Here is a 13167-nt window from a genome sequence, read left to right on the forward strand (position 1 = left end):
TTTTCTATTTTTTGTAAACATATTTTTATGATATTTTTAGTTTTTTTAATTAAACAGTAATTAAGGATAAATAATAATTCCTTTAGACCATATTTTTTCAAGATCATAGTATTCTCTAGACTTTTCACTCATTAAATGAATTACCAAATTTTCAGCTGAGACAACAGTCCAATCATAAACTAATCCCTTTCCTTGGACATTAAGATTAATTTTTTTTTCTTTAAAAAATTTAACTATCTTATCAGCATACAAAGCTTCCATCTGTTTAAATGATACAAAAGTAGCTATTACAAAAAAATCAGTCCAATTGCAAATATTGCTAACATTAATACCTATAACGTTAATTCCATTAAAATCGCTTATTATTTTGCATAAAGCATTAATATCACTTGCTTTTAACGTATCTTCCATCAAAATCATCTCCTAAAACAACTATTACATCGGGATTAATATCAAGATTATCAAGCTCTAAAAATCTTTTAGCTTGAATTTCAGAAATTGGCTTAATATTCGCGGTTTTAATTGCCTCCCCAACTCTAACAGCCATTTCTAAATTATCCGAATTATTTATAATCAAGGTATTTTTATAAGAATTTTTATCTGCATTACCAAATTTTAAAACTTTAAATTTTAAAGAATTAAAAATATTTGTTGTTTTTTTTGCAAGTCCAGCAACTTTTGTTCCATTTAGAATAATAATCTTTACTATCTCTTCTGCGCCTTCATTAATCAACTCTTTATTTAATTTGTCCACAGATTCTTTTAAAATAGCGCCTCCATAATAAGGAAAAACCACCTTTATCAAATTATTATCATTATCCTTGAAAATCTCTTCTTGTCCTTTAATATTAATAGAAATAATTTTATCATTATTTATTTTATAATTTTTAACAATATACTTAAAAACAACCTCTGAAAGATTAGTATCTAGCATAGAATAGATTTTAAAAAAATTGTCATTTTCAATACCAAAATCTGAAATTTTAAAAAGAAGTTTTTTAAAAAACTCTTTAAAAAACTCAATTCTCTCTTCAAATTGATTAACATCATTGAAATATCTCAAATAATCATAAACTTTATCACCATCAAAATTAGAAGTACCAGAGGGTATCAAAATAGAATCCTCAAAACTATAAATTTTTACTGGATTTTTGACAAGAAGTCTAACCCCTCCTAAGTAATCAATAAGTTTAACAAAATTTTCTTTTTGAAAACGAATATAATAATCTGATTCGTGGGACAATTGTGTATAAATTTTAGATAAAAACTTATTAAAAGAATTTTTTTTGTAAAGATCTTTAAACCAAGATATATTACCTTTTAAATCTTCATATCCAGTATGAACTGGAATGTCTAAAAAACCAATATTTCCTGTTTTTATATTGATAAAAATTTCTTGCATACTTACAAGATTTTTGTTAAGATCTTCTACCAGAAACAAAAAACTAATATTGCTCTTTGTATTAAGCTCGAAGTAAACCAACTCTTTCTTAGAACTTCTAATAAAAAAAATTGCTACACTTGCTATTATCAGAATAATTAAAACTAAAAAAATTAAATCCTTTCTCAAACATTTACCTTTTTAACATATAAATTATTATCTTTAATGTATTTTAACACACCAAAGGGTAGCAAATAGCTAACAGGAAATCCATTAGCAATTCTACTTCTAATCTCTGATGAGGAGATCGGTATTATTTTATTATCTACATAAATATGTTTAAAAGAACTCTTTAGCCTCTCTTTGTAGACTCTGTGAGCAATAACAAGATCAACAGAGCTTGCAATACTTTGGGGATCTTTCCATGAATCAAAATTTTGGAAAAGATCATCACCAATAACCAAAAAAAGTTTATCGTTTTTATATTTTTTCTTAACACAAGAAATAGTATCAACAGTATAAGTTATACCGCCATTTATTATGTCACAATCATCTATGAACATTTTACTTTCATTCTCTAATGCAAGCTTGAGCATATCTATTCTATTTTGAACACTAACATTCTCCTCAATCAATTTATGAGCCGGATTACAAGTAGGAATAAATATTACTCTATCAACATTTAATAAACACTCTATCTCTTTAGCCAAAAAAATATGCCCAATATGAACTGGATTATAAGTACCCCCTAATATTGCAATTCTCATGAATCATTTTTCCTTAAATCAAATAAATTTGACATCCAAAAACCAAGTCCTAAAAATAAAAAAGCTTAGAATAAAAATCAATTTTATTCAAAAGTTTTAGCTAAAATAAAAAATTCTTTAACAAGTTCATCAATCCCTTTATTCTCATAAATAGAGATACCGATAATCTTTTCTTTTCCTAAGGCTTTTGTCAAGAAATCAAAATTTTTCATAGAACTATCCAAATCAAGCTTATTGGCAATAATAATTTTTTTTTTATTAAAAAGCTTGTAACTATAAGATTTTAATTCATTTAAAAGAATGTTGTATGATTCTAAAAAATTTGCTTCAGAAACATCAATCACTAAAGCTAAAATTTTAGTTTTGGCAATATGTTTTAAAAATTTAGTTCCAAGTCCTACTCCATAACTAGCACCTTCAATTATTCCTGGAATATCTGCAATTATTAAATCATCATAAGAACATCTAAGTACACCAAGATGGGGAGTCTTTGTTGTAAAAGGATAATTTGCGACCCTAGATTTTGCTGAAGTTATTCTATTAAGAAGAGAAGATTTACCAGCATTAGGAAGCCCAACAAGTCCAATATCTGCCACCAAAAAAAGTTCAAGACGCACATTCAAACTATTACCTGATTCTCCGGGTTGAGCAAATCTTGGCGCTCTTCTAACTGAAGTTTTAAAATTACAATTACCAAGACCACCTCTGCCACCCTTTAAAATAACAAATTCATCATTTAAGTTTTCAAGCCTACACAAAAAAGTTCCATCATTTTCATTATAAATGTCTGTATTTGGAGGAACAAAAAGAATTAAATCTTTACCATTAGCACCACTTCTCTTAAAGCCCATTCCAGGTTTCCCATTTTCAGCACAAAGCACATGCCCATTTTTATAAAAAGATAAAGTGCGAAGATTTTCTCTTACCTTAAAAATTACACTCCCACCACTCCCACCATTTCCACCATCTGGACCACCCTTTGCATTAAATTTTTCTCTTAAAAAAGAAACGCACCCAGAACCACCATTGCCTGAAGCCACCGTTATATTTACAGAATCCTTAAAGTTATACAAACTTTCTCCAATTTTTCGATTAAAACTAACAAATATTTACATATTAACAATATTTACATATTTTCGTCCCCCTAAAGTTTTAAACTCCACCTTACCAGATAAAAGCGCAAATATTGTATAGTCTCTTCCAAGACCGACATTTTTACCCTTATGAAATTTTGTACCTCTTTGTCTAACAATTATTTCTCCAGCCTTAACAAACTGGCCTCCGCTTCTTTTAACTCCAAGTCGCTTAGATATAGAATCTCGTCCATTTTTTGAACTACCACCACTTTTACTTGTTGCCATTAATTTTCCTCCAAAACTAATTTAATGTCATTAGGATACTCAAAGCACAAATCACTTATGCCTCTAATTAAAAATCTACTATAATAAAAAAGACTTTCTTTACTCAAATCCTTAAAAAAAGGCTTAAACTCCAAATAGCCTCTTTTTGAATTTTTTACAATAAAAGTCTCACCTTCAAGATCAAGAACGCTGAAAAAGGTTCTTAAAATAAAAGAAAAAGGGGCGCAAACAATGTTAACATTATTTTTATTCATAGCATGACCATTAGCTAAAAGATAAATGATTACATCGTCTTTTACTTTTACTAAAACATTAATCAATAAACTTAAAAAACTATTTCATCAACCAAAATATAAGAATAGGTTTGCCTGTGCCCAACCTTTCTCTCACTTGATTTTCTTCTTCTATATCTGTAAGAAACAACCTTTTTATCTTTTTTATCTTCTTTATAGGTACATCTAATGAGAGAATTTATAACATAAGGCTTTCCTATTTTAATCTCTCCGTCTTTATTAATAAGCAAAACACTATTAAATTCTAACTTATCTTTTTCAATAGGAGAAATTTTGTCTATTTTTAGAAATTCGCCCTCAACAGCCTTATATTGCTTGCCATTTATTTCTACCAATGCATACATTACATTACCTCAACTAAACATTGTAAATTTAATAAAAAAGAAAAGTCAAGCATTAAATTAATTGTACCTTACAAGAGAATTGACCTTATAGTTTTCAAGAATCTGTCTACCATTAATACCGCAAAGCTCAATAAAACAAAAAATATCCTTAACCTTACCTCCGGCTCTCTCTAGCAAAATTGCAGACGACTTTAAAGTTCCTCCAGTAGCTAATATATCATCTATTAAAAGAATATTGGAATACATCCTAACATCGTCTTTGTGTACCTCTATTTTCCCAAAGCCGTATTCAAGCTCATACTCTTCGCTAAAAACTTCTCTGGGCAATTTACCTTCTTTTCGAATTAAAACAAGAGGGAGTTGCATTTTCAAAGACAAAGGCGCACCTATTAAATATCCTCTAGACTCAACAACTGCAATGCAATCAATCTTTTTGAGATTATAAAAAGAATATACCTCATTTATTAACGAGGTATAAACTTCGGGTTTTAACAAAACACTAGTAATATCATAAAAAAGAACACCCTTTTTAGGGAAATTGGGTACTTTTGCAATAAACTGATCGTAATACTCTGTTTTATTTTTCATAACATACTTGTCCCATTTATATGTTTATGTATTTTTTCAAAATAGTAAAACCAAAAACCAAATTTATTTTCTTACAGGGGGCGCTGGAACAAGATTATGCAAGTCTACTTTTGGTATTTCATCAAATTTAGCTCTTGTCCAAACTTTACTTCTGCCAAAAATCCAAACTTTTCCCTTGGTGATAAGATTTCCGGTTTTACTATCAACGCTCATCTCAGAATTATAAATTTTACCGTTTTTAGGATCTATTATTTTACCTCTATCCCACTTTTTAGAAGCAGAAGAATACTTAAGGCCCCACATAAAATCAAGACCTTCTATTGCAAGATTTTCAAAGCCAACCACAGTGTCTCCTGAAGGATTTTCAGTATCATACTTTTTGCCATCTTTTATTACAGTTAAAATTCGACCATAAACTTCTCCATTGTATTTATAAATATAAACAATAGAATTTTTTATATTACTAACATCATCATAACCAACCCAATATCCTAAAACCTCATCTTCAGAATTAAGGTTTTCAGCCTTATTAATAATTTCCCTTTCATTTGAATCTTCTGAATCTTCTGAATTTGCAAATAAAAGCATTGCAAAACAAAAAAAAAGAAAAAACTTTGAAAAAATGCTATTCATCGGTTCTCCTTAAAACTAATAATTATAAATTATAATTCTTTTTTTAAATTACTCATTTGAGATTAATAAGATTAATAATTTTAAAATTAACCACAAATATTATTATATAACTTATTTTACAATTTTAATTATCAATATAGAATCTAGATAGCTAGATAAAAAATATAAAATTAAGAAAAAACAATAAGTCAATCAATTGTTATATAAAACAATTGATGCTAGTATTAATAAAGTTAATTGTCTTGAAGGATTTAACCGTGGTAAGAGGAATCTATACAGCTGCCAGCGGAATGATGGCAGAAAGGCGCAAGCTTGATGTAGTATCAAATAATTTGGCAAACATAGATCTTATTGGATATAAAAAAGATTTATCCATTCAAAAAGCATTTCCAGAAATGCTAATAAGAAGACTAAATGATGATGGACTTTATAAATTTCCTAAAGGGCATCTTGAAACAGCTCCTATTGTAGGCAAACTAGGAACCGGAGTTGAAGAGAATGAAATATATACAATATTTGAACAAGGCCCATTAAAAACTACTGGCAATCCATTAGATTTAGCACTTACTGATCGGGGGTTTTTTGTAATACAAACTTCAGATGGAGAAAGATATACAAGAAATGGTTCTTTTACTATTGGAAAAGAGGGAATCCTTGTTACAAAAAGCGGATTTCCTGTTCTTGGTGAAAAAGGACATATATATCTGAAAAAAAATAATTTTAAAATAACATCTCAAGGACAAATCTTCCACAATTCAAACTTTGAATCAAACCCTAGAAAACTTGTTGGTGAGTATGAAAATTCCTGGGAAAATTACGAACTGCTTGATACCATCAGAATTGTAAATTTTGAAAATCCCAGATTTCTCGAAAAACAAGGAAATTCTTTATGGATTGAGACGAAAACATCCGGCAAAGCACAAGAAATTGATGTATTATTAAGGCCTAAAATAGAAACGGGGGCTCTCGAGGCCTCCAATGTTAATGCCATTAAAGAAATGGTTTTAATGATTGAAATCAACAGAGCTTACGAGGCTAACCAAAAAACAATACAAACTGAAGATAGTCTTTTAGGAAAATTAATAAATGAAATTGGAAAATATTAAGGAGCATATTTTATGATGAGAGCATTATGGACAGCGGCAAGTGGAATGACTGCACAACAATACAATGTAGACACAATTGCTAATAATCTTTCAAATGTGAATACTACGGGATTTAAAAAAATAAGAGCAGAATTTGAGGATTTAATTTATCAAACCCATAATAGAGCCGGAACTCCTGCAACTGAACATACTTTAAGACCTGTTGGCAATCAAGTTGGTCACGGAACAAAAATTGCTGCTACTCAGAGAATATTTGAACAAGGCAAAATGCAATCCACCAATTTACTTACTGATGTTGCTATCGAAGGAGATGGATTTTACAAAATTCTTCTGCCTGATGGAACTTATGCATATACTAGAGATGGATCATTTAAAATCGATTCTAATCGAGAGCTAGTAACAAGCCAAGGATACAAAGTATTGCCTAATATATTTTTCCCGGAAGAATATATTCAAAATTCAATTGCAATATCTGAACAAGGAATAGTGTCAGTAAAAATTGATGACAACAACGAACCGGTAGAACTTGGACAAATTGAAATATCAAGATTTGTTAATCCTGCGGGACTAAGTGCTATTGGAAGCAATTTATTCAAAGAAACAGCTGGATCAGGTCAAGAAATAGCAGGAATACCGGGAAGTGAAGGAATGGGAAAACTAAGACAAGGCATTCTTGAAATGTCGAATGTATCTATTGCTGAAGAAATGGTAACAATGATAGTAGCTCAAAGGGCTTATGAAATAAACTCAAAGGCTATTCAAACTTCTGACAATATGCTAGGAATCGCAAATAATTTAAAAAGGCAATAAAATAAAGAAAAAATTATTTATTTTTATTTTATTTTTCACAACAAGCTCAATTATGAGTGCTGCTCACAATTTGTGCTTCAATATTACTCCTAGTAAAACATATTTCTTTTCAAAAAAGTATTCAAAAATATGCAACAATCAAAGCTTATCAAAAATATATATCCCCCCACATTTAACAAAAAAATCAATAATTTTTGAAATGATTTATTATATCACAAAAAATTTATCAAATGAAAATATCTATATACTTCAATTCAACTTTGATGAATCTGAAATAAACATAGACGACAAAGGCGACAAATTTTTCAAAAAAATAAAATTTAAAGTAAAAAGCAACAACTCATACAAAAATATTCCAATTCAAAAAACTCTAGTTTATTATGCAAAAAACTTTGAAAGTTACAAAAGACACAATTACATTAATATGTATATTGATATAATTGAGCCCATTGTATTTGCAAAAGAAAATCTAAAAAAAAATGAAATCCTTAATGAACACAACATCTACTTTAAATACAAAATTAACACAACCGAAATAAATGATGTTTTAAGTCTGAATGAATTAAATAATAGTAAATATAAAGTTACACGCAACATAATCAAAAATGAAGAGATAAGATTAAACAAAGTGCAAAAAGAATAATATGCTTTATTTTTTTCCTTAAATCCAAAAATTATTAATTTTAATCCTTAATACAAACAATATTTAACAAATCAAAGATTAATTAGCAATTTACCGAAAAAAGTTTCATTTATTACAATAATTGATATAAAATGATAGATGCTAAATGAATAAAACAAATAGAGTAAAAAATGGACAAACTAATGTTAATGTTAATTGCATTTGCAACAAGCTTATTAGCCCAAACAAACAAAGCTTCAACAGAACTAAAAGTAGAACAATCATTTAACGACAACCTGTCTGAAAGCGTAAAATTAAAAGATATTTCAAATATTAGCCCCACAAACACAAATTTTTTAACAGGCATTGGAATAGTAGTGGGTCTTGCTGGAAAAGGAGACTCTCTAAAACAAAAAGACCTTATAAGTAAAATTATAGAAGAAAACAATACAATAGATGAAATAAGCTCTAATAGCATAGAAAGCAAAAATATTGCACTAGTAAATGTCATCCTCCAAGTAAAAGGTAATCCAATCAAAGGCTCAAAACATAAAGCTTTCATTGCACCAATATTAGACTCAAAAGATCTAACAAATGGAATACTTTTAAAAACAGATATTAAAAATAAAGAAGGAGAAATAATAGCAATTGCATCAGGAATTATACAGACCAATAACAAATTAAAAGGATCTGAATATACTCTAGATAGCGTAATAATAAATGAGAATCAAAATATTAACTACAGTTATAATGTAATTCTTAAAAAAGGAGATTATACGTTAATAAATAGAATTCACAAAATATTGGCCTCTAAGAAAATCAACAACGAAATTAAATCAGATAGCACAATAGAAATAGAAGCAAAAAACATGAGTCTATTAGAAGAGATTGAGAATATTAAAATAGAAACTAATCCTAAGATACTAATAGACAAAAAAAATGGTATTATCCTAGCAAGTGAAAATGCAACAATAGGAACGTTTACGTTTTCTATTGAAAAAGACAATCAAAATATTTTAAATGACAATAATAAAACAACAATTCAAATAAACTCAATGAAATTAAATGAATTCTTATTGAAAAATTCCGACAATCTTAGCAATAAAGAATTAATTCAAATAATTCAAGCTGCACAAAAAATCAATAAATTAAATGGGGAACTTATCTTGGAGGAAATTGATGGAAACTAAAATTAATTCACAAAATCTAAAATTTAAAAGTCAAATAAATAACTTTAAAAATCCCACAGAAATAAAAAAGGCTTTTAAAAAAGACGAAGAACTTCGAAAAGCTTCCTTAGAATTTGAAGCTATATTTATCAAGCAAATGCTTGAAAGCATGAAAAAAACTCTTAACAAAAATCAAAATCTGCTAAACGGGGGCCAAGTAGAAGAAATTTTTGAAGACATGCTTTACGAACAAAGGGCAAAACAAATAGCACAATCTCAAAGCTTTGGAATTGCCAATTTAATTTATAATCAATTGCAAAAAAATAAATAATTTGAAAAACATTTCTTCCTTAAAATTATATCCAATTTAACTTAAAAATAGTTTTAAACTAAATTGGCACAATTTTTGCATGGAAGTCAAGTATAAAAACTTAATCACAATATTCAAGAAAGGGGAGAAAAATATACTAATATGAATATATTTAGCAACGAGGATTTAAACATATATTTAAAGTCGGTAAGAGAGCATAAGCTAATTACTCATGAAGAAGAAATTAAACTTGCAGGACAAATACAAAGAGGCAGCGCAAAAGCAAAAAATAAAATGATAAACGCAAATTTGCGACTTGTTTTAAAAATAATAAAAAGATATGCGGGTAAAGGGCTAAAAATTGAGGACTTAATTCAAGAAGGCAACTTGGAATTAATAAGAGCCGCTGAAAAATACGACCCTAATAAAAACACTAAATTTTCAACTTATGCATCGTTCTGGATCAAGCAATCTCTACAAAGAGCATTAAACACTAAAACTAGATTGGTAAAAGTTCCATACAGAAAAGAAAATCTGATACTACAAATAAATAAATATTTAACAGAAGAAGAAAAATCACCCAAAAAAGAAGAAATAATGAAAAGATTCAATCTATCTCCTGCTCAATACATAAAAATTATTCCTTATCTTGAAAAAGAATATTCTCTGGATAAAGAAATAGAGGGATCTGAAAATTCAACACTCTTGAATCTATACGAAGATAATTCTTTTAACCCTGAAATTACTCTTGAGCAAGACTCAACACTAAAACACTTGAATTATGTACTTGAAACAAAATTAACTGAAAAAGAAAGATACATAATCAAAAAAAGATACAACCTGGACAATAGCCCTAAAAAAAGCACCTTAAAAGATATTTCAACAGAACTTGGAATATCATCAGAAACTGTAAGACAAATTGAAAAAAGAGTTCTTAAAAAACTAAAGGCAGAGATAAATTAACATTGACATTCATGACATGTTCTGGTCTACTTGTAAGTCAGTGGTCATGAATGTTTATATTTTATATTAAAAAAAATAAATTTATTATAATTTCTATTATTATTGCAACAGCTCAAGCATTTACAAGCTTTTTCTATTTTAACAACAATTCAAAAATTGTAAATGCACCATTTAAAGACAGGTTTCAAAAAATACAAAAAGACGACTTAATAATAAAAAGTAACAAAGAAAATCAAAAAGCCAGAATAAGGCCTAAATTTTACTTAATCATCGACGATGTGGGATATGATGAATTCATGTTAGAACAATTTATAAAACTTAATCTTGAAATAAATTATGCTATTATTCCATTTTTACCAAAATCAATGAGTTTATACAAAAAACTAAAAAATAGCAACAAGACAGTAATAATACATTTCCCAATGCAATCAAAACATAGAAATTCAATAGAAAAATTTCATATAAACATAAAAGATAAAAAGGAAGAAATACACAAAAAAATTGAAAAAACATTTAAAAAGTATCCTGATGCAAAAATAATGAACAATCACATGGGTAGTTTAATCACTTCAAATAAAGATTTGATGAAAATCATTTTGATAAAGCTTAAAGAAATTAACAGATATTTTTTCGACAGCGTAACTATTGCAGGAAACGTACCAGAAACAATAGGTAAAGAAATTGGAATTAGAGTAGAAAGAAGAGACGTATTTCTTGACAGCAAAGATACAGAAGAGTCTGTACTCAAAGAACTTGAAAAAGCAAAAAATATTGCCAGAAAACGTGGAATAGTAAGGGTAATTGGACACATTTGGTCTAAAAATACACTAAAAGTCCTTGAAAAAGAAGAGCCCAATTTAAACCAGGAATTCGAATTTGACAACTTATTAAATCTCTACGAGGAAACAATCAGATGAAAGTGCTTGGAATAGAAACTTCTTGTGACGACTGTTGCATAGCTGTAGTAGAAAACGGCATTCGTATTTTAAGCAATATAAAATTAAATCAAAAAGAACATAAAAAATATTACGGCGTAGTGCCTGAAATTGCATCAAGGCTTCATACTGAAGCTATTATGTCTGTTTGTATAAAAGCACTCAAAAAGGCAAATACTAAAATATCTGAAATTGACTTAATAGCTGTAACATCCAGACCTGGACTTATTGGGTCTTTAATAGTGGGATTAAACTTTGCCAAAGGTCTAGCAATTTCATTAAAAAAACCTATTATTTGCATTGACCACATCTTAGGCCATCTTTATGCCCCTTTAATGCATTCAAAAATAGAATATCCATTTATATCCCTATTATTAAGCGGTGGACATACATTGATTGCTAAACAAAAAAATTTCGATGATGTTGAAATACTTGGAAGAACTCTAGATGATTCTTGTGGAGAAGCTTTTGACAAAGTAGCAAAACATTATGATATGGGATTTCCAGGGGGTCCAAACATCGAAGAAATGTCTAAAAATGGAGATGAAAATACATTTAAATTTCCAGTTACCACCTTTAGAAAAAAAGAAAACTGGTATGATTTTTCATACTCCGGACTAAAAACAGCTTGCATACACCAACTCGAAAAATTCAAAAGCAAAGATAACCCAACAACAAAAAACAATATAGCTGCAAGTTTCCAAAAAGCTGCCTTTGAAAATCTAATAACCCCACTAAAAAGGGCAATAAAAGATACTCAAATCAACAAATTGGTAATAGCGGGGGGTGTTGCAAGCAATTTATACCTAAGAGAAAAAATAGATAGACTTAAAATACAAACTTATTATCCTCCACTTGATCTTTGTACAGATAATGGAGCAATGATTGCGGGACTTGGATTTAATATGTATCTAAAATACGGAGAAAGCCCAATCGAAATTGATGCAAATTCAAGAATAGAAAATTATAAAAACCAGTATAAGGGGAAAAAATAATGAAAAGAATTTTAGCAATGCATGATATTTCAAGTATGGGAAGAACATCTCTCACAATATGCATACCGGTAATATCTTCGTTTAATATGCAAGTGTGTCCTTTTGTAACAGCTGTCCTTTCTGCTTCAACAGCTTATAAAAAATTTGAAATGGTGGATTTAACTGACCATTTGGAAAAATTTATCAAGATATGGAAAGAACAAAATGAACATTTTGACATACTCTATACAGGATTTCTGGGAAGCGAAACGCAACAAACAATAATAGAAAAAATAATTAACTTGATAAAATTTGAAAAAATTGTAATTGACCCTGTATTTGCTGACAATGGAAAAATTTACCCTATATTTGATAATAAAATAATTGGTGGATTTAGAAAAATCATAAAATATGCAAACATAATAACACCCAATATCACAGAGCTTGAAATGCTAAGCAAAAGGACACAACTTAATAACAAAGATGCCATCATAAAAGCAATATCAAATCTTGATACAAAAGGAGTAGTAGTAGTTACAAGCATCAAAAAAGGAGATCTTTTAGGAAATATTTGCTACAATCCCAAAAGCAAAGAATACTCGGAGTTTTTCTTAGAAAGATTAGAACAAAATTTCAGTGGAACGGGAGATTTATTTACTAGTTTGCTTATAGGATACTTAGAAAAATTTGAAATAGAACAGGCCTTGGAAAAAACAACAAAAGCTATTCACTTAATAATAAAAGATTCGATTAAAGAAAATGTCTTAAAAAAAGAAGGAGTTCGGATTGAAAATTTTTTAAAAAATACATTTTGAATTTAAATTTCATTAGATTCAATTTTAAAGATTGAATATTGAATCTAATTTTTTAATACAAAGGGAAATTTGCATTGCAATATAATATTAAAATAA

17 protein-coding genes and 1 pseudogene are annotated in these 13167 nt (G+C 28.5%); 9 read left to right on the forward strand and 9 right to left on the reverse strand.

Annotation, left to right across the window (positions count from 1 at the left end; genetic code table 11):
* Positions 1 to 60 precede the first annotated feature (60 nt).
* From rsfS to BLO14_RS00355, 9 genes are all read right to left on the reverse strand, one after another.
* Positions 61 to 411, reverse strand: a complete 351-nt coding sequence (rsfS, locus tag BLO14_RS00315) for a ribosome silencing factor (protein WP_091971597.1) — start codon at positions 409 to 411, stop codon at positions 61 to 63.
* Positions 386 to 1570 (reverse strand): LCP family protein, encoded by a 1185-nt coding sequence (locus BLO14_RS00320; RefSeq protein ID WP_091971599.1) that lies wholly within the window; start codon positions 1568 to 1570, stop codon positions 386 to 388. Before BLO14_RS00320 ends, rsfS begins: the two co-directional genes overlap by 26 nt.
* On the reverse strand, positions 1567 to 2148 hold the full coding sequence (gene nadD / locus BLO14_RS00325; RefSeq protein WP_091971602.1) for a nicotinate (nicotinamide) nucleotide adenylyltransferase: 582 nt from the start codon (positions 2146 to 2148) through the stop codon (positions 1567 to 1569). The genes BLO14_RS00320 and nadD overlap by 4 nt, the downstream gene beginning before the upstream one ends.
* An 83-nt stretch (positions 2149 to 2231) precedes the next feature.
* Complete coding sequence (gene obgE / locus BLO14_RS00330) at positions 2232 to 3221, reverse strand: GTPase ObgE (RefSeq protein WP_091971605.1); 990 nt, start codon at positions 3219 to 3221, stop codon at positions 2232 to 2234.
* A 36-nt stretch (positions 3222 to 3257) separates the two neighbouring features.
* Positions 3258 to 3509, reverse strand: coding sequence for a 50S ribosomal protein L27 (gene rpmA, locus BLO14_RS00335; protein WP_091971608.1), 252 nt, complete (start codon positions 3507 to 3509; stop codon positions 3258 to 3260).
* Positions 3509 to 3829 carry a ribosomal-processing cysteine protease Prp gene (locus BLO14_RS00340; RefSeq protein WP_091971611.1) on the reverse strand — a complete coding sequence of 107 codons (321 nt, stop codon included), beginning with the start codon at positions 3827 to 3829 and terminating at the stop codon, positions 3509 to 3511. Before BLO14_RS00340 ends, rpmA begins: the two co-directional genes overlap by 1 nt.
* 5 nt (positions 3830 to 3834) lie before the next feature.
* Positions 3835 to 4146, reverse strand: coding sequence for a 50S ribosomal protein L21 (gene rplU / locus BLO14_RS00345; RefSeq protein ID WP_091971614.1), 312 nt, complete (start codon positions 4144 to 4146; stop codon positions 3835 to 3837).
* Between the two features lie 57 nt (positions 4147 to 4203).
* The gene (locus BLO14_RS00350) at positions 4204 to 4734 is read right to left on the reverse strand and encodes an adenine phosphoribosyltransferase (RefSeq protein ID WP_091971617.1); all 531 of its coding nucleotides are present in this window, start codon (positions 4732 to 4734) and stop codon (positions 4204 to 4206) included.
* 63 nt (positions 4735 to 4797) lie between these two features.
* Entirely contained in the window at positions 4798 to 5367 is a 570-nt protein-coding gene (locus BLO14_RS00355) for a DUF2147 domain-containing protein (RefSeq protein WP_091971619.1), read from the reverse strand.
* Positions 5368 to 5624: 257 nt separating this feature from the next.
* Between BLO14_RS00355 and flgF the strand changes: the two genes are divergently transcribed.
* From flgF to BLO14_RS00400, 9 genes and pseudogenes are all read left to right on the forward strand, one after another.
* The gene (gene flgF, locus BLO14_RS00360; RefSeq protein WP_091971622.1) at positions 5625 to 6473 is read left to right on the forward strand and encodes a flagellar basal-body rod protein FlgF; all 849 of its coding nucleotides are present in this window, start codon (positions 5625 to 5627) and stop codon (positions 6471 to 6473) included.
* A 12-nt stretch (positions 6474 to 6485) separates the two neighbouring features.
* A complete protein-coding gene (gene flgG / locus BLO14_RS00365; RefSeq protein WP_091971624.1) occupies positions 6486 to 7283 on the forward strand; it encodes a flagellar basal-body rod protein FlgG in 798 nt (265 codons plus the stop codon).
* Between the two features lie 52 nt (positions 7284 to 7335).
* Positions 7336 to 7926 carry a hypothetical protein gene (locus BLO14_RS00370; RefSeq protein WP_330220013.1) on the forward strand — a complete coding sequence of 197 codons (591 nt, stop codon included), beginning with the start codon at positions 7336 to 7338 and terminating at the stop codon, positions 7924 to 7926.
* A 170-nt stretch (positions 7927 to 8096) separates the two neighbouring features.
* Positions 8097 to 9095 carry a flagellar basal body P-ring protein FlgI gene (locus tag BLO14_RS00375; protein ID WP_091971630.1) on the forward strand — a complete coding sequence of 333 codons (999 nt, stop codon included), beginning with the start codon at positions 8097 to 8099 and terminating at the stop codon, positions 9093 to 9095.
* Complete coding sequence (locus BLO14_RS00380; RefSeq protein ID WP_091971633.1) at positions 9085 to 9405, forward strand: rod-binding protein; 321 nt, start codon at positions 9085 to 9087, stop codon at positions 9403 to 9405. The genes BLO14_RS00375 and BLO14_RS00380 overlap by 11 nt, the downstream gene beginning before the upstream one ends.
* Before the next feature lie 141 nt (positions 9406 to 9546).
* Positions 9547 to 10347: an RNA polymerase sigma factor RpoS gene (gene rpoS / locus BLO14_RS00385; protein WP_091971636.1), complete on the forward strand. Its 801-nt coding sequence runs from the start codon at positions 9547 to 9549 to the stop codon at positions 10345 to 10347.
* Positions 10348 to 10397: 50 nt separating this feature from the next.
* On the forward strand, positions 10398 to 11264 hold the full coding sequence (locus BLO14_RS00390; protein WP_091971638.1) for a divergent polysaccharide deacetylase family protein: 867 nt from the start codon (positions 10398 to 10400) through the stop codon (positions 11262 to 11264).
* Positions 11261 to 12302 (forward strand): annotated as a pseudogene (gene tsaD, locus BLO14_RS00395) (tRNA (adenosine(37)-N6)-threonylcarbamoyltransferase complex transferase subunit TsaD). Before BLO14_RS00390 ends, tsaD begins: the two are co-directional and overlap by 4 nt.
* Positions 12277 to 13071, forward strand: a complete 795-nt coding sequence (locus BLO14_RS00400) for a PfkB family carbohydrate kinase (RefSeq protein WP_091971644.1) — start codon at positions 12277 to 12279, stop codon at positions 13069 to 13071. The pseudogene tsaD and the gene BLO14_RS00400 overlap by 26 nt, the downstream one beginning before the upstream one ends.
* Positions 13072 to 13167 lie beyond the last annotated feature (96 nt).

It is taken from the genome of Borreliella japonica, from assembly GCF_900099615.1.
Classification (GTDB): Bacteria; Spirochaetota; Spirochaetia; order Borreliales; family Borreliaceae; genus Borreliella; species Borreliella japonica.

What these genes read in the sequence shown, in the direction of transcription:
- BLO14_RS00380 (WP_091971633.1), top strand. Translation starts at nt 9,085, where the DNA reads ATGGAAACTAAAATTAATTCACAAAATCTAAAATTTAAAAGTCAAATA.
- nadD (WP_091971602.1), bottom strand. Translation starts at nt 2,148, where the DNA reads ATGAGAATTGCAATATTAGGGGGTACTTATAATCCAGTTCATATTGGG.
- rplU (WP_091971614.1), bottom strand. Translation starts at nt 4,146, where the DNA reads ATGTATGCATTGGTAGAAATAAATGGCAAGCAATATAAGGCTGTTGAG.
- BLO14_RS00355 (WP_091971619.1), bottom strand. Translation starts at nt 5,367, where the DNA reads ATGAATAGCATTTTTTCAAAGTTTTTTCTTTTTTTTTGTTTTGCAATG.
- BLO14_RS00400 (WP_091971644.1), top strand. Translation starts at nt 12,277, where the DNA reads ATGAAAAGAATTTTAGCAATGCATGATATTTCAAGTATGGGAAGAACA.
- BLO14_RS00390 (WP_091971638.1), top strand. Translation starts at nt 10,398, where the DNA reads ATGTTTATATTTTATATTAAAAAAAATAAATTTATTATAATTTCTATT.
- flgG (WP_091971624.1), top strand. Translation starts at nt 6,486, where the DNA reads ATGATGAGAGCATTATGGACAGCGGCAAGTGGAATGACTGCACAACAA.
- rpmA (WP_091971608.1), bottom strand. Translation starts at nt 3,509, where the DNA reads ATGGCAACAAGTAAAAGTGGTGGTAGTTCAAAAAATGGACGAGATTCT.
- BLO14_RS00350 (WP_091971617.1), bottom strand. Translation starts at nt 4,734, where the DNA reads ATGAAAAATAAAACAGAGTATTACGATCAGTTTATTGCAAAAGTACCC.
- rpoS (WP_091971636.1), top strand. Translation starts at nt 9,547, where the DNA reads ATGAATATATTTAGCAACGAGGATTTAAACATATATTTAAAGTCGGTA.
- BLO14_RS00375 (WP_091971630.1), top strand. Translation starts at nt 8,097, where the DNA reads ATGGACAAACTAATGTTAATGTTAATTGCATTTGCAACAAGCTTATTA.
- BLO14_RS00370 (WP_330220013.1), top strand. Translation starts at nt 7,336, where the DNA reads ATGAGTGCTGCTCACAATTTGTGCTTCAATATTACTCCTAGTAAAACA.
- rsfS (WP_091971597.1), bottom strand. Translation starts at nt 411, where the DNA reads ATGGAAGATACGTTAAAAGCAAGTGATATTAATGCTTTATGCAAAATA.